This is a genomic window from Galactobacter valiniphilus (assembly GCF_003575975.1).
In the GTDB taxonomy this organism is placed as follows: domain Bacteria; phylum Actinomycetota; class Actinomycetes; order Actinomycetales; family Micrococcaceae; genus Galactobacter; species Galactobacter valiniphilus.
Genome location: NZ_QQXK01000020.1, coordinates 14,566 through 34,237 on the forward strand (window position 1 = coordinate 14,566; position 19,672 = coordinate 34,237).

Annotated in this window: 13 protein-coding genes and 3 tRNA genes; 6 read left to right on the plus strand and 10 right to left on the minus strand. The window is 70.8% G+C overall.

Features of this window, described 5'->3' with window-relative positions; translation table 11 throughout:
* Positions 1-123 precede the first annotated feature (123 nt).
* Together DWB68_RS10460 and DWB68_RS10465 are read right to left on the minus strand one after the other, a co-directional pair.
* A complete protein-coding gene (locus DWB68_RS10460; protein ID WP_233548740.1) occupies positions 124-1,782 on the minus strand; it encodes a sensor histidine kinase in 1,659 nt (552 codons plus the stop codon).
* Positions 1,779-2,522 carry a response regulator transcription factor gene (locus DWB68_RS10465; RefSeq protein WP_119425089.1) on the minus strand — a complete coding sequence of 248 codons (744 nt, stop codon included), beginning with the start codon at positions 2,520-2,522 and terminating at the stop codon, positions 1,779-1,781. Before DWB68_RS10465 ends, DWB68_RS10460 begins: the two co-directional genes overlap by 4 nt.
* Before the next feature lie 500 nt (positions 2,523-3,022).
* On the opposite strand from DWB68_RS10465, the gene DWB68_RS10470 reads away from it, so the two are divergent.
* Together DWB68_RS10470 and DWB68_RS10475 are read left to right on the plus strand one after the other, a co-directional pair.
* Positions 3,023-3,817: a winged helix-turn-helix domain-containing protein gene (locus DWB68_RS10470; RefSeq protein WP_119425090.1), complete on the plus strand. Its 795-nt coding sequence runs from the start codon at positions 3,023-3,025 to the stop codon at positions 3,815-3,817.
* Between the two features lie 97 nt (positions 3,818-3,914).
* The gene (locus DWB68_RS10475; protein ID WP_119425091.1) at positions 3,915-4,448 is read left to right on the plus strand and encodes a SixA phosphatase family protein; all 534 of its coding nucleotides are present in this window, start codon (positions 3,915-3,917) and stop codon (positions 4,446-4,448) included.
* 143 nt (positions 4,449-4,591) lie between these two features.
* Here the strand turns inward: DWB68_RS10475 and DWB68_RS10480 are convergent.
* Both DWB68_RS10480 and DWB68_RS10485 read right to left on the minus strand, forming a co-directional pair.
* Positions 4,592-4,668: transfer RNA gene (locus DWB68_RS10480), tRNA-Arg, on the minus strand.
* Positions 4,669-4,736: 68 nt separating this feature from the next.
* Positions 4,737-4,813, minus strand: a tRNA-Arg gene (locus DWB68_RS10485).
* 307 nt (positions 4,814-5,120) lie between these two features.
* Between DWB68_RS10485 and DWB68_RS10490 the strand changes: the two genes are divergently transcribed.
* Both DWB68_RS10490 and DWB68_RS10495 read left to right on the plus strand, forming a co-directional pair.
* Positions 5,121-6,959, plus strand: a complete 1,839-nt coding sequence (locus DWB68_RS10490) for a phosphoenolpyruvate carboxykinase (GTP) (protein WP_119425092.1) — start codon at positions 5,121-5,123, stop codon at positions 6,957-6,959.
* Positions 6,960-7,120: 161 nt separating this feature from the next.
* Entirely contained in the window at positions 7,121-8,581 is a 1,461-nt protein-coding gene (locus DWB68_RS10495) for an ATP-binding cassette domain-containing protein (protein WP_119425093.1), read from the plus strand.
* A 194-nt stretch (positions 8,582-8,775) separates the two neighbouring features.
* Here the strand turns inward: DWB68_RS10495 and DWB68_RS16755 are convergent, their stop codons facing one another.
* The 3 genes from DWB68_RS16755 to DWB68_RS10510 form a co-directional block, all read right to left on the minus strand.
* On the minus strand, positions 8,776-9,672 hold the full coding sequence (locus DWB68_RS16755) for a hypothetical protein (protein WP_233548741.1): 897 nt from the start codon (positions 9,670-9,672) through the stop codon (positions 8,776-8,778).
* 278 nt (positions 9,673-9,950) lie between these two features.
* Positions 9,951-10,460 (minus strand): hypothetical protein, encoded by a 510-nt coding sequence (locus DWB68_RS10505; RefSeq protein ID WP_119425094.1) that lies wholly within the window; start codon positions 10,458-10,460, stop codon positions 9,951-9,953.
* A complete protein-coding gene (locus DWB68_RS10510) occupies positions 10,457-11,923 on the minus strand; it encodes a phosphomannomutase/phosphoglucomutase (RefSeq protein WP_233548742.1) in 1,467 nt (488 codons plus the stop codon). Before DWB68_RS10510 ends, DWB68_RS10505 begins: the two co-directional genes overlap by 4 nt.
* A 132-nt stretch (positions 11,924-12,055) precedes the next feature.
* Here DWB68_RS10510 and DWB68_RS10515 point away from each other — a divergent pair, with 132 nt between their 5' ends.
* Together DWB68_RS10515 and DWB68_RS10520 are read left to right on the plus strand one after the other, a co-directional pair.
* Positions 12,056-14,224 (plus strand): RecQ family ATP-dependent DNA helicase, encoded by a 2,169-nt coding sequence (locus tag DWB68_RS10515; RefSeq protein ID WP_119425096.1) that lies wholly within the window; start codon positions 12,056-12,058, stop codon positions 14,222-14,224.
* A 162-nt stretch (positions 14,225-14,386) separates the two neighbouring features.
* Positions 14,387-15,391, plus strand: a complete 1,005-nt coding sequence (locus DWB68_RS10520) for a cytochrome c-type biogenesis protein (RefSeq protein WP_119425097.1) — start codon at positions 14,387-14,389, stop codon at positions 15,389-15,391.
* A gap of 318 nt (positions 15,392-15,709) precedes the next feature.
* Here the strand turns inward: DWB68_RS10520 and DWB68_RS10525 are convergent, their stop codons facing one another.
* The 3 genes from DWB68_RS10525 to DWB68_RS10535 all read right to left on the minus strand — a co-directional run bounded on the left by DWB68_RS10525 (position 15,710) and on the right by DWB68_RS10535 (position 19,611).
* A complete protein-coding gene (locus DWB68_RS10525; protein ID WP_147391654.1) occupies positions 15,710-16,525 on the minus strand; it encodes a CAP domain-containing protein in 816 nt (271 codons plus the stop codon).
* Between the two features lie 758 nt (positions 16,526-17,283).
* Positions 17,284-17,372, minus strand: a tRNA-Ser gene (locus DWB68_RS10530).
* A gap of 106 nt (positions 17,373-17,478) precedes the next feature.
* Positions 17,479-19,611, minus strand: coding sequence for a prolyl oligopeptidase family serine peptidase (locus tag DWB68_RS10535; protein WP_119425099.1), 2,133 nt, complete (start codon positions 19,609-19,611; stop codon positions 17,479-17,481).
* Positions 19,612-19,672 lie beyond the last annotated feature (61 nt).

Sequence of the window (19,672 nt, forward strand, 5' to 3'; positions counted from 1 at the left end):
GAGCGGTGGATCCGGGCCGGGCTCGCCGGGCCGGGCTCGCCGTGCCGGCCGAAGGGGCGCGAAGGAGGCGCGACAGGGCGCGGGGTCATCGACCCCGCGCCCTGTCGGTCAGGCCTCCGGAGGCTACGGTGCGAGCGGCAGGCGCACGGAGAAGCGCGTGCGGCCGGGCTCCGATTCCACGGAGATCCGCCCGCCGTGGGAGTCCACGATCGCCTTCACGATGGACAGGCCCAGGCCCGTGGTGGGCAGGGAACCCGAGCGGGCGGCGTCGGCCCTGGCAAAGCGGTCGAAGACCTTGTCGAGGAACTCGGGGTCGATGCCCTCGCCGTTGTCCGTCACGGTCAGCAGGGCCTGGCCGTCTGCCGTGGTGCCCACGCCCACCGTGACGGTGGTGCCGTCCGAGGTGTGCTTGCGCGCGTTGGACATGAGGTTCTGCAGCACGCGGTTCAGCTGCGGTTCGTCGCCCGTCACGAGCACCGGATGCTCGGCGTCGAACTCCAGCTTCCAGCGGTGATCCTTGGCGGCGACCGTGAAGTCGCGCGAGAGGTCAACGGCCAGGCGCGTGAGATCCACGGGTTCGGAGGCCGGGGTGCGGCCTTCATCCAGGCGGGCCAGGAGCAGCAAGTTCTCCACGAGCTCGGTCATGCGCCGGGTCTGCTCGCGCACGCGGCCGAGCGAGCGGTCGCCGTCGTCGGAGAGCGCCTCGGTGGCGCCGATGAGCTCGGAGTACCCCTGGATCGCGGCGAGCGGAGTGCGCAGCTCGTGGCTCGCGTCCGCTGCAAAGCGGCGCATGCGGGCCTCGGAGCGGGCACGCACCTCCAGTGCCCCGTCCACGTTGTCGAGGAGGGAGTTGAGGGCGGCGCCCACGTTGCCGACCTCGGTGCCCGGAATGGCGTCCTCGGGCGCGACGCGCACGGCAACGTCCACCTCACCCTTCTCGAGCGGCTGCTCGGCGACCGCCGAGGCCACGGCGGAGACGCGGGCCAGGGGGCGCAGGGCGCGGGAGATGAGCACGGTGCCGAGCGTGCCGATGAGCACGATCCCGCCGAGCGAGACGAGCATCATCGACAGGTCCAGGGTGCCGAGGGTCCGGCGGACCTCGTCCAGCGGCAGGCCGACCACCAGCACGCCCTGCACCACGCTCCCGTTGCCGAAGGTCAGCGTCACGGGCTGGACGAGCACGCGGTAGTCGCCGATCTCGAGCCGGCGGTCGACGGTCAGCGAGCTCGTGGCGCCGGAGGCCAGCCGCTCGATCTGCTCGGTGTCAGAGGCGCCGAGGGCGATCGAGTCCCGGCCGGGGTTCTTGGGGTCCGTGTAGCTCGGCGCGAACGAGGTGTTGCCCTGCAGGTAGAGCGCGCTGAGCGTGCCGAGCTGCTGCTGACCCGTGGGATCACTGGGGGCGTTGGGGGAGAACTGGCGCTTGATCTGGCCGATCACGCGCTGGGCCGCATTGCTGAGGTCCTCCGTGAGCTGGGCGTTCAGGCGCGCGGCCATGGAGGCGTGGGTGACGCCGCCGATCACGGCGAAGCCGGCGATGAGCAGGATGAGCAGCATGCCCACCAGCCGGGATCGCAGGGACAGGGGACGCTGCCGGCGCAGGGTGTCCCACGCCTTGGCGGGGGCGAAGCTGCGATCAAGGCCCGACGACGCCGGCTCGGCCTGGGTGCCGTGCGCCGGGGTGCCGGGGGCGGAAGCGCCCGGGGCCGCGGTCGGGGCCGCGGTCGGGGCCGGTGGTGCCACGGGCAGCTGCTCGCCGGGAACGGGGCGAGCGCTGGGGCTCACGCCGAGGCCGGCTTCAGGACGTAGCCGGCGCCGCGCACCGTGTGGATCATGGGTTCGCGGTCCACATCGATCTTCTTGCGCAGGTAGGAGACGTAGAGCTCCACGATGTTGGCCTGGCCGCCGAAGTCGTAGTTCCAGACGGCGTCGAGGATCTGGGGCTTGGAGACCACGCGGCGGGCGTTCTCCATGAGGTAGCGCAGCAGATCGAACTCGGTGGCGGTGAGCTGGATCGAGTCGCCACCGCGGCTGACCTCGCGGGAGTCGGTGTTGAGGGTGAGGTCGCCGATGACGAGCTCGGCCTCATCCGCCGTGGCGGCGCCGGAGCGCTGGACCAGGCGGTGCAGGCGCAGGAGCACCTCCTCGAGGCTGAAGGGCTTGGTGACGTAGTCGTCGCCGCCGGCCGCGAGGCCCTCGATGCGGTCGTCCACGGTGTCCTTGGCCGTCAGGAAGAGGGCGGGGACGTCGGGAAGGAAGGCGCGCACGCGGCGCAGCACCTCGGGTCCCTCGATGCCGGGAAGCATCCAGTCGAGGACCAGGACGTCCGGCGTGATGACGCGGGCCTGGCGAACGGCCTCCTGTCCCTCATGGGCCACGGTCACGTCCCAGCCGAGCATGCGGGTGCCCATGCCGACCAGTTCGGCGAGCGAGGGCTCGTCGTCCACCACGAGGGCGCGGATGGGGGATCCATCCGGGTGCTCGAGGCGGGGAAGCTGTTGGGGGGAAAAACGTGAGGTGCTCATGGATTCACCTTCTCTGTGGGACGTGGGGTCATCCTGTCACGATGCTGTGAAGCGGCTATGTGTCATGCGTTACACGAGGGGCCGGCGCGAGTCAAGGTGTGGCGGCCTAGATATTCGGCGGCCTGCATGAATATGCGATCGAGGCTGGGAATTCTCTGGATGGAGAAGTTACTCGAGAGTTGGCTCGAGGGGTCACCTGGCGGCTCAGAGGGGCATATCCGGGCCGATATCAAGCCGTTCCTTCACAATCCCCCCGGAATGTGGCCTGTATCACAATCTGTAGCCCATGTCTCACCATGCGAGACAAATGCATAATGCACCCTTGCGTGGACGCTTTATTACGCGCATGATGACACGTGTGAAGCAGCACACGACGCCATCGATCACGGGAGTCCCCGCCCGCGATGGTCGCCGCTGTCGAATGCACACGCCGCGCACTGAGCGCGGCTGACCCGCCCCATTCGACGCCGCAAGGCACCCTGATCCCCTGAGGTAGCAGCATGAGCACGAACGCCGGATACGTCCACATCTCCGTCCGCAACGCGCAGACCCGAGCGGCCGCCGCTCGCCGTCAGGCCGCTTGGCAGCAGCAGGCCGCAGGGATGGGCGTCACGCCCATGTCTCCCGAGGTTACCGCACGCACGCAGCAGGCCGGTCCGGCCGCCGTGCTGAGCCAGTCCCGCCCGGGCCCGGAGCGCGTGGGCGACACCAAGGCTCGCGGCTTTGTGCTCTATGTGGGCCTGGACGAGGCGGCGGCCGCCGCCGCCGGCACCTCACTGACCAAGCTCGCCACCCAGGTGCGCGGCTTCCTGCAGACCCTGGCCCCCGAGGCGCAGACGCACGCCGCCGTGGCACTGGCCGCAGCCGGCGCCCCGGGCGCCGATCTCGAGGTCGTCCGCCAGGCCCTGGGTGACCCCACGGTCTCCCGCGCCCCGCGCACCTTCCAGCGCCAGTCGCAGCACGCCCCGGCCGCCTCCGGCGTCCTCATCGATCTGTCCCGCCGCGAGGTGCAGCTGGACGGCGAGGTCGTGAACCTGACCTACAAGGAGTTCGAGCTTCTGAACTACCTCGTGGAGAACGGCACGCGCACCGTGGGTCGCGAGGAGCTCCTCGAGAACCTGTGGAAGGGCGCGGACGAGATCCCGAACGAGCGCACCATCGACGTCCACATCCGTCGCCTGCGCGCCAAGCTCGGTCGCCTCTCCAACACGGTCCGCACCGTGCGCGGCCAGGGCTACCGCTTCTACGAGCACCCCGAGGTCACCGTCTGGGCCGCCCCGGAGTACTCCATCTGATGCTTTCCGGGGACGCCCCCGGATCCTCACGGGCCCCGCTCGGCTGCACGCCGGGCGGGGCCCGTGGCGTTGGTGCGCCGTTTCGTAGACTGGGTTCATGTCCACCCCCGCCCGCCACACGCTCCTGATCCTGCGCCACGCCAAGGCGGAGGCGCCGTGGGGCACCCCCGACCGCGAGCGCGGCCTGACCGAACGCGGCGGGGTGCAGTCCCGCTGGATCGGCGATCTGCTGGCCCGCCGCGGCGAGCTCCTGCCCGACGGCGCGCTGGTCTCCGACGCCCGGCGCACGCGCGCCACGTACGCGTGGGTGGCCTCGCGACTCGGCGAGGCTGCCCCCAGCGCCTATCTGGACGAGCGGCTCTACGACGCCCCGGCCTCGCGCGTCCTGGCGAGCATCAACGAGACGCCCGAGACGGTGTCCACGCTCATCGTGGTGGCGCACCAGCCGGCCGTGCAGGAGGTCGTGCTGCGGCTCGCCAGCCCGGACTCCGACGCCGAGGCGATCATGGAGGCGTCCTGGGACTATCCCACGGCCGGCCTGGCGGTCTTCGAGGTGCCGGGGGAGTGGGCCACGCTGGACGGGCGTGACGCGAAGCTCCTCGAGTACCTCGTTCCCCCGCGGGAGGGTTGAGCCGGACGGGTGGCGCCCAGGCGCCTAGGGTGTCGGGCCGGCGCGAGGCGAGCGCCCGACGTCGTGCGTTTGGCTCAGGCGCGCGGCGCGCCTGAGGCCCGGGCAAAGCAAAAGGCCGGTCCGCGAGGACCGGCCTTTTCTCTTGGTGCGCCCAAAGGGATTCGAACCCCTGACCTTCTGTTCCGTAGACAGACGCTCTATCCAGCTGAGCTATGGGCGCAGTTTGCAAACTCGAGACGAGCTCACTCAACCGCAAAGACCTACTCGATGCGAGTAGGTCCTCGTGATTGGTGCGCCCAAAGGGATTCGAACCCCTGACCTTCTGTTCCGTAGACAGACGCTCTATCCAGCTGAGCTATGGGCGCATGATCTTTGCTTCCGCCGTGGCGGTTGCTCGACCTCGATCAACCTTACATGCTTGCCCGCTCGGGGGCCAAATCGAGGTCGCCTCTCGCTGGACATGACGCGCCACGAACGGGCGGCAGATATACCGGTCTATGTGACCTTAGTCACGAAGCGAGCGGGAGAGTTTCCCGTGATTCCGCGGAAGTTGAACCGGAGATGTCTCGCGAAGCCCCCATCCTGTGATCCGGCTCGCAGCCACGGCCAGCGCCCGCCCAGGCCCCGGCCCTACGATCGATCCACCGACGAACCCAATGGAGGGATTGTTCAATGACGACGATCGCCGATCGCCAGGTCCAGGATTCCGGGCACAGCGCCCCGACCACGCACGCCAAGCTGGCGCAGTGGGTCGAGGAAGTCGCGGCCCTCACGAAGCCTGACCGCGTCTATTGGGTCGACGGCTCGCAGGAAGAGAACGATCGCCTGACCGCGCAGCTCGTTGAGGCCGGCACGCTGATCAAGCTCAACGAGGAGAAGTTCCCCGGCTCCTTCGCGGCGTTCTCCGACCCGAGCGACGTGGCCCGCGTCGAGGAGCAGACCTACATCTGCTCCGTCAACGAGCGCGACGCCGGCTTCACCAATAACTGGATGGAGCCGAACGAGATGAAGGCCAAGCTCAACGGCCTCTTCGACGGCGCCATGCGCGGGCGCACCATGTACGTCATCCCCTTCATCATGGGCCACCTCGACGCCGAGGATCCCAAGTTCGGCGTGGAGATCACCGACTCCGAGTACGTCGTCGCCTCGATGCGCATCATGGCGCGCATCGGCACCGATGTGCTGCGCAAGCTGGAGGAGAAGCAGTCCTTCTTCGTCCCGGCCCTGCACTCCGTGGGCGCCCCGCTCGAGGCCGGCCAGGCCGACGTGCCGTGGCCCTGCAACCCGGAGAAGTGGATCGTTCACTTCCCCGAGGAGCGCTCCATCGTTTCCTACGGCTCCGGCTACGGCGGAAACGCCCTGCTCGGCAAGAAGTGCTTCGCGCTGCGCATCGCCTCCGTGGTGGCCCGCGACGAGGGCTGGCTCGCCGAGCACATGCTGATCCTCAAGCTGACCTCGCCCGAGGGCAAGGACTACCACGTGGCAGCTGCCTTCCCGTCGGCCTGCGGCAAGACCAACCTCGCGCTCCTGGACCCCACGATCGAGGGCTGGAAGGTCGAGACCCTGGGCGATGACATCGCCTGGATGCGCGTCGGCGCCAACGGCGAGCTGCGCGCGGTCAACCCCGAGGCAGGCCTCTTCGGCGTGGCCCCCGGCACCGGCTGGTCCACCAACCCCAACGCCATGCGCGCCATCGAGAAGGGCAACTCGGTCTTCACCAACGTCGCTCTGACCGACGACGGCGGCGTGTGGTGGGAGGGCATGACGGACGAGACCCCTGCGCACCTCACCGACTGGCTCGGCAACGACTGGACCCCCGAGTCCGATCGTCCCGCCGCGCACCCGAACTCGCGCTTCTGCACGCCGATCGCCCAGATCGACATGCTCTCCGACGAGTACAACGACCCGCAGGGCGTCAAGATCGACGCGATCCTCTTCGGCGGCCGCCGCAAGACGACCGTGCCGCTCGTGACCCAGGCCCGCTCCTGGACCTCCGGCGTCTTCATGGGCTCCACGCTCTCCTCGGAGACCACCGCCGCCGCCGCCGGCCAGGTGGGCCTCGTGCGCCGCGATCCCATGGCCATGCTGCCCTTCATCGGCTACGACGCGGGCGACTACCTGAACCACTGGGACTCCATCCGCTCCCACCTGGCCGAGGATCAGCTGCCGCAGATCTTCCTGGTGAACTGGTTCCGCCGCACCTCCGAGGGCGGCTTCGCCTGGCCGGGCTTCGGCGAGAACTCGCGCGTGCTCAAGTGGGCCATCGAGCGCCTCGAGGGCAAGGCCGACGCCGTGGACACCCCCATCGGTTTCGTGCCCGCCGCCGGCTCCCTGGACATCAAGGGCCTGGACCTGAGCGAGGACGAGGTCGCCGAGGCCACGCACGTGGACGTCGACGAGTGGTGCGCCGAGCTGCCGGGCATCGAGGAGTGGTTCGCCCGCTTCGGCGATTCCCTCCCGGCCTCCCTGCGCACCGAGCTCGACGAGCTCACCGCGCGCCTGGGTCGCTGATCCGCACCGCCTGAACCACAGTGGGGCCCCTTCCGCAGGAAACTGCAGAAGGGGCCCCACGCGCGTGCGGGCGGCGCGCGTGATAATCTCACGCCGTGTGACTGCTGTCACGAACCTGTTAGAGAACACGTGATCCGGGGGGGACGAACGTGGAAAGTCTCATGACCACCACCGATACTTCGGTGTCGTATGGCCACAAAAAGGTCCTGGATCGCGTCGATCTCGGGGTCGGGCACGGCGAGGTCGTCGGCCTCATCGGCATGAACGGCGCCGGCAAGTCGACCCTGGTTGGCGTGCTCGCCGGCATGATCCAGCCGAGCACGGGCGAGCGCCTGCTTGCCGGGGAACGCTTCGAGCCGGATTCGCCCGCCGCCGCGCAGGCGGCCGGCATCGGACTCATCGTCCAGAACTTCGCGCCGGACCCCACCAAGCGGGTCACCGAGGTCCTCTTCGCCAACACCTTCCGCGCCGGGCAGAGCCACCAGGAGCTGCGCGAGCGCGCCCTGGAGCTCGTCGAGGAGGCCGGCGTAGACCTGGACGTCGACGCGCGCATCGGCGACCTGGATCGCGGCACACAGGCCCTCGTCGAGGTCACCCGCATGCTCGCGGAGGAGGCCCAGTTCGTCATCATGGACGAGGTCGCCGCCACGCTCGCCGACCACGAGATCGCGGTGCTCCACCACGTCATGCGTGAGCTGGTCCGTCAGGGCCGCGGCGTCCTCTACATCACGCACCGCCTGGACGAGCTGCTCTCCATCGCCGACCGCGTGGTGCTCCTCAACGACGGCAAGATCACCGGCGCCCGCAGCGCCCGCAACACCAACGTTCACGACCTCGCGCGCCTGCTGGACGCCGCGCACAAGGAGCCGACGCGCCCCGATCCGCTCGCCCCCGTCTCCGGGGCCGCCCCGGCCATCGAGCTCGTTTCGGCCGGGGTCAAGGGCGCCTTCGACGACGTCTCCCTGCAGTTCTCCCGCGGCCAGATTACGGCCCTCGTGGGGGCGCCGCGCTCGGGCGCCCGGGAGGTCGCCGAGGTGCTCGGCGCCCAGCGCATGGTGGACAGCGGCACGGTGCTGCGCGAGGGCTGGCCCCTCGACTTCCTCAAGGGCTCCGACGCGCTCGGGATCGGATACCTGCCCGACCAGTTCGACGAGGACGAGGGCCGCCTCGTGGACCAGGCCGGCAAGGCAGGCAACCTGCAGGGCGAGATCCGCCGCGCCCGGCGCATGATCGAGCTCGTCAAGGAGCTGCGCATCAGCACCACCGACATCACGCAGGGCGTCGAGCCGCTTTCCGGCGGCGACCGCCAGAAGTCGGCGCTCGTGCGGCGCATGGAGGCCGGACACGAGCTGCTCGTCCGGGTGCACCCCACGCGCGGCATCGACGTGGTCTCCCGCGGCACGGTCTTCGAGGTCCTGCGCAGCATGGCCGCTCAGGGCGCCGCCGTGGTGGTCCTGACGACGGACCTCTCCGAGGTCATGCAGTGGGCCGACCGCGTGGTGGTGATGCGCGAGGGCCGCGTGGTCGTCAATGCCGCCAACCAGGACGTGGACGAGGACTCGCTCGCCGCCCAGATGCTCGGTCACGCGATCTACTCCGGGACGGCCCGCCGGGCCCGCTGACGCGGCCCGCTGGGCGGGTGCAGAGACCCTCGCCACCGCTCGACGACGCCCGCGCACCCCAGGTGCGCGGGCGTCGTCGTGCTGTGCGGAGGAAGCGGGGCCCGCGGGGCCGGTCCGCTCCCACACGGCAAAGGGGCCGCCCCGCGTGCCGCGCGAGCGGCGAGCGGGACGGCCCCGTCAGGGCACGCCGGGACTCAGATGGAGACCTCGGCGGAGACGCCCTTGAGCTTGTGACGCGCGAGCGCCAGGTTGGCGTAGTTGCGATCAAGCACGAGGTAGATGAACAGGCCGCTCGTCTCCTTCGTGTTGAGGATGTTGATGAGGTGGTACTGCGAGGAGAGCGTGATGAGGATGTCCTCGATCTCATCCTTGATGCCCAGATCGCGCATGGTGCGCAGCTTCGCGGAGACCACATTGGAGTTGCCGGCGGCGGCGACACCCAGGTCGAAGCCGGGGTTGCCGCCCTGCGCCAGGGCCATGCCGCTGGAGACATCGACGATCGCGGCGCCGGTGGCGCCCTCGATGCTCAGCAGGGACTTGATGGCCTCGTCGAGATTGCTCATGGTGGGTGAATCCTTCCTCGGATCGGTGGCCGGGACTGATGGGGTCTCGGCCTGCTGCGGGGGACGGTCCGCCTCGCTGCTGGTGGGAGCGTGGGCCGCAGCGGTGTCCGCCTCGGCCGATGGGGGCATGGGGTCCGCCGCGGCGCGTTCGAGCGCGTCGTAGAGCGGAGTGGAACCGAAGCTGGCCGGGGCCAGGGTGGGTTCGCGGGGTGCCTGGATGGGCGGATGCACGACGGCGCGTGGCGGCGCCGCGGCGCCCGTGTAGCCGGGCGCCAAGTTCGGGGCGTCGCTCACCGGGTCAGCGGCGTGTGCGGCGTGCGCGGGGAAGGTCTGGGCCGGGACCGGTGCGCCGTGCGGCTCGGAAGGGCGCAACGTCTCCCAGAAGGAGGGTTCGCGGGCGATGGCCGGGGCACGCCCCTGGGGGCGTGGCAGGTCGACGGGCGCGAACGAAGACTGCGCGATCTGCCCGGTCAGGGGCACCGCGTCCGGTGCCTCCTCGGGCACCGCGTCAGGCGCCGCGTCGGGCACGACAGGAAGGGGCGCGCTGGACAGGGACGCATCGGCCGCAACATCGGTTCCCCCCGGTTGCTCGGCCTCACGCCGCCGCCACCGCGCCTTAGAAGGCGGATTCACTGATTCCCCAAGAACGTGAAGTGATGATGATCGTGGGATGAACCCACAGCATCAAGGTACGGGAAAGATGCCAAAGAGGGAACAGTGTTGCTAAAAGCCGAAAGGGGCCGATCGAGAAGTGTTCTCGATCGGCCCCTTTGCGTGGGTGTTGCGGCCGCGGGGCCGGCTCGGGATCAGTCGTCCCAGATGCCGAGGCCCTCGGGGGTGTCGCCGTCCAGCTGGCCCCAGACCGGGCCGGACTCGCCGAGCGTGTACGGCTGCACCAGGGCGGCCGTGGGGCCGAGCACGTGCACGGCCTCGACGTGAATCGCGTCGGTGTCGGCCTCCAGCAGGGTGACGTCCGAAACGACGGCCGCCGCGGCAAGGTCGCCGCGCTGGGCACGCAGCGCCTCGAGCAGCTCGGCCACGATCACGCCACCGTCGATCTCGGCGTCCTCGTCATCGCCCGTGGGCTCCACGAGCACCATGCGCAGGGAGGGCTCGCCCTCCTCCGGCGCGTCGTCGTTCTCGGCGATGCGGCGGGCCACGGTGGCCTCGTTCTCCAGCACCACGGCGAACGGCATGATGCCGCCCATCTGCGCCAGGTTCTCCTGGGCGATGGACAGGGCCGTGCCCAGCACGCCGTCCAGGTCCTGGGCCGCGTCGGCCTCGGCGCTCGGCTGGATCTCGGGGGTCTCGCTCATGCTGCGCTCCTGACAATCGAGAGGACCAGATCGCGCACGGCGGCCATGGTCTCGGGGGTCTTGGCCTCGCCGTTGTAGCGAAGGAAGGGTTCGGTGTTGGACGGACGCAGGTTGAACCACCAGGCGCCGTCGGCGGCGGCCACGGTGGTGCCATCCAGGTGGTCGACGCTCACGGCGGTGCCGGCCAGGCCGGCCGGGGCATCCGCCGAGACGGCGCCGGCGCCCTCGGTGACGCCGGGGGCCATGACCTCGAGCACGCGCGCCACGGCGCCTGCCTTGTCCTGGACCTCCGAGTTGATCTCGCCCGAGGGGGAGTAGGGCTCGTACTCGTCGGCCAGCGCCGAGAGCGTGCCGTCCTGCTCGCCGAGGGCGGCCAGCACGTGCATCGCGGCCAGCATGCCCGTGTCGGCGTTGAAGAAGTCGCGGAAGTAGTAGTGCGCCGAGTGCTCGCCGCCGAACACGCCGCTCTCCGAGGCCATGACGGCCTTGATGAAGGAGTGGCCAACGCGCGTGCGGATGGGGCGGCCGCCCTCACGCAGCACGAGCTCCGGCACGGCGAGCGAGGTGATCAGGTTGTGGATGATCACCGGGCTGTCCTCGCCGGCGGCCTTGGCGCGCGCGATCTCGCGGCGAGCCACGAGCGCGGTGATGGCGCTGGGGGTGACGGCGTTGCCGCGCTCGTCCACCACGAAGCAGCGATCGGCGTCGCCGTCGAAGGCCAGTCCGAGGTCGGCGCCGTGCTCCACGACGGCCTTCTGCAGGTCCACGAGGTTCGCTGGCTCCAGCGGGTTGGCCGGGTGGTTAGGGAAGGTGCCGTCCAGCTCGAAGTAGAGGGGGACGATCTCGAGGGGGAGCGCGGGCAGCAGGGCGTCGCCGAGCACGGCGGGCGTCGTGAGCCCGGCCATGCCGTTGCCGGCGTCGACGACGACCTTGAGCGGGCGGATGCCCTCGAGGTTGACGAGCTCGCGCAGGTAGGCGGAGTAGTCGGCGAGGACGTCGATCTCCTGCAGCTCGGCGGGGGACTCGACGGACGCCGGGAGGCCCTCGTCCAGGTAGCGCTGGGCCACGTCGCGAATGTCGAAGAGCCCGGTGTCGGAGGACACCGGCACGGCGCCGGCCTTGGCCATCTTGATGCCGTTGTAGCCCGCCGGGTTGTGGCTGGCCGTGAACGTCACGCCCGCGGCGTTGAGGCGGCCGCACGCGAAGTACAGCTCGTCCGTGGAGATGAGGCCGAGCAGCTGCGGGGAGGCGCCGCGGGAGGCGGCACCCTCCGCGAAGGCCCGCGCGAAGGTGGTGGAGGTGGGGCGCATGTCGCCGCCGATCAGCACGGTCTGCCCCGCGAGGCCGAGGACGTCCACGAAGGCGGCACCGACGGCACGGACGGAGTCCTCCGTGATGGTGTCGCCAACGATTCCGCGCACGTCGTAGGCCTTGAACGAGGCTGAGAGGTCGAGAGTAGTCACGCCCCTAGGGTACGCGGTGCCGCCTGGGCGGCGGCCGGAAGGCCCGGGGCCGTGTCCCTCACAGGGCGGGTGAGAGCACATGCGGCGCGTGGGCGCCGTCGTGCTGTCGGGTCGCGCTGGGATACTGGGGGCGTGAGCGATACCCAGCCCCCGGTCATCCCAGCGCAGCCCGCCCCGGCGGGCGCGGACTCCGAGCTGCGTCAGGAGGCCACGGCCATCCTGCGGGCGCTCGTGGGCCGCCCGGACGCCGAGTTCCACGCAGGTCAATTCGAGGCCATCGAGGCGCTCGTGGCCCACGGCCGTCGCGCCCTCGTGGTTCAGCGCACCGGCTGGGGCAAGTCGGCCGTGTACTTCGTGGCCTCGCTCCTGCTGCGCAAGCGCGGGGCTGGCCCCACGCTCATCATCTCGCCGCTCCTGGCGCTCATGCGGGATCAGGTCGCCGCCGCCGAACGGGCCGGGGTGCGCGCCGAGGCCATCAACTCCGCCAACGCCACCGAGTGGGGTCGCGTGCAGGGGCTGCTGGAGGCGGGCCAGATCGACGTCCTCCTGGTCTCCCCGGAGCGCCTCAACAACCCCTCCTTCCGCGAGACCCAGCTTCCGCGGCTCCTGGACACCATGGGCCTGCTCGTGGTGGACGAGGCGCACTGCGTCTCCGACTGGGGCCACGACTTCCGCCCCGACTACCGCCGCATCCGCGACCTCATCGCCCGCCTGCCCCAGCGCGTTCCCGTCCTGGCCACCACGGCCACGGCCAACGCGCGCGTGGTCACCGACATCGAGGAACAGCTCGCGGTCGGCGGCACCGAGGTCTTCACGCTGCGCGGCCCGCTCGCCCGTGCCTCCCTGCGCCTGGGGGTGCTGCGGCTGCCCTCGGCGCGGGCGCAGCTGGGCTGGCTCGTGCAGCACCTGGCGGAGCTGCCGGGCAGCGGCATCATCTATGCGCTGACGGTCTCCGCCGCCGAGGACATCGCAGCCCTGCTGAGCCGCTCCGGCTTCGACGTGTTGGCGTACACCGGCCGCACCGACACGGACGAGCGCATGCGTGCCGAGCAGGCCCTGAAGGACAACCAGGTCAAGGCCCTCGTGGCCACGAGCGCGCTCGGCATGGGCTTCGACAAGCCGGACCTCGGTTTTGTGGTTCACGTCGGGGCGCCGGGCTCGCCCGTGGCTTACTACCAGCAGGTGGGCCGCGCCGGCCGCGCCACCGAGAGCGCCGACGTGCTGCTCCTGCCCGGCCCCGAGGACAAGGAGATCTGGCGTTACTTCGCCACGGCCTCCATGCCGGATGAGGCCCGCGCGCACGCTGTCCTCTCGGCCCTCGCCGAGGCGGGCGGGGCGCTCTCCGTCCCCGCGCTCGAGGTGCGGGTCAACCTGCGCCGCACGCCGCTCGAGCTGCTGCTCAAGGTGCTCGCCGTGGACGGTGCCGTGGAGCGCGTCGCCGGCGGCTGGCAGTCCACCGGCGTGCCGTGGACCTACGACGCCGAGCGCTACGCCCGTGTGGCCCGGGCGCGCTTGGACGAGCAGAACGCCATGCTGGAGTTCGAGCGCACCGAGGGCTGCCGCATGGAGTTCCTGGCCCGCCAGCTGGACGACCCCACGGCCACCGCCTGCGGGCGGTGCGACAACTGCGCGGGTCGCTGGTTCCCCGGCTCCGTCGAGGAGGGTGCGCTGCAGGCCGCAACGAAGGGCCTCGACCGCGTGGGCGTGGCGATCGAGCCGCGTAAGCTCTACCCCACGGGCGCCGACCGGCTCGGGGTGCCGGTCAAGGGCAAGATCTCCGAGGCCGAGCAGGCGAGCGAGGGGCGGGCCCTGGCCAGGCTCACAGACCTCGGCTGGGGCGGCACGCTGCGCAAGATCTTCGAGGCAGCAAACCAAACGCCGGACGGCCCCGTCTCGCCCGAGCTGCTGCGGGCCTGCGCCATCGTTCTGGGGCAGTGGGGCTGGGCCGAGCGCCCCGTGGGCGTCGTGACCATGCCGTCGCGCCAGCGCCCGCAGCTCGTGCACTCGCTCGGACAGGGACTCGCCGAGCTGGGCCGCCTGCGGTACCTCGGTTCCCTGGAGTACGCGGGAGAGGGCCCGCGCCTCGGTCCCGGGGGCAACTCGGCCTACCGCTTCGCCGATGTGCGCGGCGCGTTCAGGGTTCCGCAGGAGTGGGCGGAGGACCTGGCCCAGGCCCCTGGCCCGCTGCTGCTCGTGGACGATCTGTGCGATTCGCGCTGGAGCCTCACCGAGGCCGCGCGTTTGCTGCGCGAGGCCGGCGCACCCGGCGTACTTCCCTTCGCACTCGGCCTGGTGGGCTGAGCCAGAGCGCCGAGCCGGGCGCCTGCCACTGCGCCCACAGGGTGCCCGGCCGCGCGGTCTCGCGCTCGGCGCCGGCTCCCCGGCTCGGGCCCGGACCGCTCCGGCCGGGGCCAAGGCGCAACGCCCGGGCGGCCCACAGCGCCCGCCCCTAGACTGGAAGCTATGGATTTCTGGCTGTGGTTGGTACTCGGGCTGGTGGTGGCCGTGGGCGGCGCCTCGTTCTGGTTGCGTGGGCTGCGCCGGCGCAACGCACAAAGCTTCTCCGCCGCGCTCACGCCCGAGCGCGCCCAAGCGGCCTCCGCGCGCCTGAGCGAGACCCAGCACCGCGAGGTCTACCGCTTCCTGGCCGCGGATAACGTCCTCTCCGCGGCCCAGGCGATCAAGCTCGCCACGGGAGCCGGTGTCCGCGAGAGCCTGCTGGACGCGCAGGCGCTGCGCAGCTTCCCGCAGGTGTGGGTGGCACCCGCGGCCGCCGCCTCGGCCGCCTCCGAGCAGGAGCCGAGCGGTCCGGCCGCCTCCGACACCCCTCAGCCCGCCGCGGGCGAGCCGGACGCCGGGACCCTCGCCGCGCCGTCGGGCCCCGCGGCTCAGGCCTCCGAGCCGGAGGCGTCCGCCTCCCCGGAGGCCGCCGCCCTCGAGGCGCAGACCTCCGCCGCGGAGACCAGCGGCGACGGCACGGAGACGGGGGAGTGGGTCATCCCCGATCACTGGGCCGACGAGTACGGCGGCGAGAACACGAGCGAGCTGAACATGGAGCTCACGCGCCTCGACGGCGACGAGCTGCGCCGCTTCTCCACGCTGGAGCTGCCCGCCGCGGAACGCGATCAGTTCATGTCCCAGCTGCGCGATGGCGAGTTCTCGGAGGCCGCGGGCCTCATCGCCGAGCGCATGGGTGCGGACGCCGCCTCCGTGGAGGAGGCCCTCCGCGCCAATCTCGAGGCCGGCCCCGAGCACGTCCAGGGCATCTCGCTGCGCTTCGATCTCGGCAACGGCCAGCAGGTGGACTTCTCCACTCAGGCGCTGCCCGAGGACGAGCGGGAGAGCTTCTTCTCCGCTCTGCGCGCCGGCGACCTCGTGGCCGCGGCCCAGCTCGTCTCCCGCCACACCGGCATCTCGCCCGAGCAAGCCCTGGGCATGCTCGAGTCCTTCCGCCACCGCCGCGAGTAGTAGGCCCACCTCCGCTCGACTGCCCGGCCGCTTCCCCCCGTGAGGGGCGAAGCGGCCGGGCAGTTTTCTTCGTTAACGGCCGCGGAGGCCGACGGCGATCCCCCAAGAACCGCCGTCGGCCTCCGACCAACAGGGTGGGCGGTGGGCCCTGGAAACACCCCCGTCTTTCCCGGGCCCGGTGCCCTGCGGATCCGGCGGACCGGTCCTGGCCCCACCCCCGAAGGGCGCTGCGGGCCGGTCCGCCGGTGGTTTCTTCGGTTCGGGGTGAGGGCGATCCCCCAAGAATCGCCCTCGGCCCCTCACCGGAGTCTGTGGTGATCAGGCCTTCTTGGCAGCCTTGATCAGCTTGTTCAGCTTGGTGGTCTGCGTCTTCACCGTGGCGGTGTTCTTCTGGACCGTCTTGACGGCGGTCTTGGAGGTGATCTTCGGGGTGTGCTTGGCGACGTAGGACTCGTAGGACTTCAGGGCCGAGACGGCCTTGCGGACCTTGGAGGAAGTGGTGGCCTTCTTGGCCAGCTTCTTGGCGGTGGCCTTGGCGGAGGCGACGGCCTTCTTCTGGGCGGTGAGCTGCTTGGAGAAGGCGGGGCGGGCGGTGGCGGACTTGGAGGCGGTGACCTTGGAGCCGGCGACGGCCTTGGTGGAGGGGGTGGACTGCGGCTTGTAGTCGCCGTTCACATCGCCCAGGAAGTGAGCCGTGACCCAGATGTTGCCGCGGTCATCGATCTCGGCGCCGAAGCCGACGTAGCCGTAGCGCTTGGCGGCCAGGTTGGCCCAGTGGGTCGGGGAGGCCTCCCACGCCGCCTGCATCTGAGCGGCAGAGGCGGTGACGGGGGCGCGCAGCACGTTCTCGCCGGCCGACTCGGTGCGAGCCGGGAAGGGGTAGGTGGTGCTGTGGAACATCGAGTTCTTCGAGGACATCACCCGGGACCAGGAGCGGGTCGACTTGGTGAGCAGGTAGTCCACCTTCAGCGGCTTCAGGCCGACGCGAGCGCGGGTCGTGTTGGTGAGCTTGACCAGCTCGACCTCGACCTTCTGCTCGATGGAGGTCTTCTGCGCCTGGGTCATCGTGGCCGCGGCGGCCTCGGGAGCCGGAGCGAAGGCGGCGGCGCCGCCAGCCAGCATGCCAGCAGCCACGAAACCGGCGATCAGCTTGGCTGCGATGCGGAGAAGCGGGTGGTGGTCTTCATGACTGCCTCTTTAGGGCGGGGGTTCTGAAATGGACTTTGGGATGTCCGTTGCAGAAGACATTGCCCCGTCTCCGGTTATATGCAAGCCGCTTTCGATAGCCTCGTTTGTTAGTGAGGAAGCCTGCGTTCCAACGATCCCCGAGATTTCAAGGATCTTTCGGCATGCACCTTGCGAAAACTCCCTCAAAAAAAATTTGTAAGAGGGGTGCCAAAGAGCGCTCTCACGCTCGGATTGGCCTGCTGGGGCGATATTGGATACGCCAAAGGTATTTCCAAAGCATTTTGAAAAAGTCGCGCGAGAACGTCTCGCGGAGGGTCGGCGTCTGGGGGCGTCGGCCGAGCAGGGATGTGGGTTGCGGTCGTCGGCTGCCGGCTCGGCAGGCGAGCTCGCGTGAGAGCGCGATCACGGGCGGCCCGCGTGCTCGCGGGGCGCCCCGGGGCCTGTGTCCGGTATTCTGGACATGGTTTTGGGCACGTCGAAACCGTCGGCCGGATCCGGCCGTTCGGCCATCTCGCGACTTTCTCGTCCCTCCGCGACAAAGAGTCGCGGAGGGACGAAAAAGTCGCGGGGCGACGGATCGCACCGGCGTACCGGCGCAGCGGCGCCGCGCCGGCGCTCCCCCGCAGCAGGCATCTCACCGCGGCGAGGGCACGAAAACGGCCCCGGGGTCTTGATCGCTCAAGACTCCGGGGCCTTCATGTTCGCGGACACGGGGGGATTTGAACCCCCGGTCCACCTTTCGGCGGACCCTTCATTAGCAGTGAAGTCCATTCGGCCGCTCTGGCACGTGTCCACGTTGCCGAAGCAACATGCCCAGCGTAGCGGAGCCGGGCCCCACGCACCAAAATGGCGCTTCCGCGTGGCGGGAAAAGCCCCTCCGGGCGCCGCGCCGGGCGGCCTCAGCCGCGGCGTAGGCGCTCCGGCGCGGTCGCCGCGAGCCAGAGGAAGGTGTAGCTGCGGGCGAGCATGCGGGCGGTATCGGCGTGGTCCACGCTGCCGGCATGCCCGCCGCCCTCCTCCTCGTGGTACCAAGCGGTGTCCACGCCGAGCTCGTCCAGCGCGGCCGCCATGTGCCTGGCCTGGACCGGCCCCACGCGGTCATCGCTCGTCGTCGTCCAGACGAGCAATGGAGGGAAGACGGACTGCGGGTGGTCGATGAGCCGGTGCACGGGAGACATCTCTCGGAGGAACACGGCGTCCTCCGGCACCTCGGGGTCCCCGTACTCGGCGATCCAGGAGTGCCCGGCGGAGAGGGTCGTGTAGCGGAGCATGTCCAGGAGCGGCACGCCGCAGCTGATGCCGCCGAAGAGCTCGGGGTAGCGCGTGTAGGCGTTGCCGGCCAGCAGCCCGCCGTTGGAGCGGCCCATCATGGTGGTCGTGGCGGGCGAGCTCAGCCCGAACTCCTGCAGGTCCCGCGCCACGGCCGCGAGGTCCTCGAAGGCCCGGGGGCGCTTCTCCCGCAGGGCGGCCGCGTGCCACGCCGGCCCGTACTCGCCGCCGCCGCGCAGGTTGGCGAGGACGTAGGCGGGGTGGCGACCGTCCGCCGTCGTGCGCCCAAGCCATCCCAGGCCCACGGCCGGCGAATAGCCGGGCGTGAGGGAGGTGCGGAAGCCGCCGTAGGCGCTGATCAGCACCGGGGTCCGCCCGTCCAGCGGGACGCCGCGCGGCGCCACGAGGAAGTAGGGGACGCGCGTGCCGTCGTCGGACACGGCGAAGCGCTGGCTCACCTCGAAGCCGCTCGCGTCGAAGCGCGCGGGCGCGGCCGCGATGAGCGAGGCCGGTTCGGTCTGCGCCGCCGAGCCGGCCAGCGTGCCGCGCCACAGCGTGGAGGGTTGCAGGAAGCCGGAGGAGAGCATCCAGTAATCCTCGCCGCACTCCTCGTCCTCGTCGTCCACGGGCCACACCGAGACGCTGGAGAGCTCCGGTACGCCCGGCAGCTCGGTGATCGCCCAGCCCTCGGCCGGGTCGAGGATCAGCACGCGGCTCGCGACGTCCTTGAGCACGGTCAGCAGGCCCTTCGAGGCGGTGAAGGTGAGGCCGGCGATGGCCTCGCCTTCACCGGGCACGAACACGGGCGTCAGTGCGCGCTCCCCGGCCATCCAGTCGGCGAGCGGCGCCGCGAGCAGCGTTCCCGGCCCGTAGACCGCGCCGCCCACCGACCACTCGCTCATGGTCCGCACCACGAGCCACTCGCGGAAGAGAGAGACGCGGGCGTCGCTCGGGACCTCGATCTCCACCCACGCTCCCGTCCCCGCCTCCCCGGCGTCGTCCACCCACAGGTAGGTGATGGATTCGTAGAAGTCGATGCTGTCCCAGGCCAGCTCGCGCTCGAATCCGCGCGTGTGCTCGTGCCCGGCGCCTCCGGCCACGTGGGAGGCGTCCACCTCGAACACCACCGGCGCGTCGGCCAGGGCCTCCCCGCGCGCGAGGCGCCGCACGCAGCGCGCATACGAGGAGCGCGTGACATCGTCCTCGCCCGTGATGGCCCCCACGAGCAGCTCGTCCGGCCCGGACCAGGAGGCGTTGGTCTTGCCGAGCGGCAGGTCGAAGCCGCCCGGCACCCAGGCCTTGGTCTCGACGTCGAACTCCCTGATCCGCGTCGCGTCGCCGCCGTCGGGGGAGAGGCTCAGGAGCGCGCGGTGCGGCTCGGCGCCATCGGGCTCGGGGCGCCAGTGGGCGCCGGCCCAGACCCACTCCACGCCCTCTTCGGCGCTGAGTGCATCGAGGTCGAGGAGCGTCTCCCACGCGGGGTCACCGGCGGCGTACGAGTCCCAGTCGGTGCTGCGCCACAGTCCGCGCGGGTGGCCCGCGTCCTGCCAGAAGTTCGTGTAGCGCCGGCCGTGCTTCGTCGCGAGCGCCAGGCGGTCGGGCGCGTCGAGCGCCTCGGCGATCTCACCCACGATCCGCCGATGCTCCTCCGAATCCAGGACGGCGTCGGTCGCCGCCGCCCGGCGGTGGGCCCACGCGAGCGCGCGCTCCCCGTGCATCTCGTCGAGCCAGTCCCGGTCCTGCGTGCCGCGTTGCGTCTCCATGGCACCAGGCTAGGTCCTGGTGCGCCGCTGGATGGCGCCGCGCGGCGCCGCGGCTTGGGCG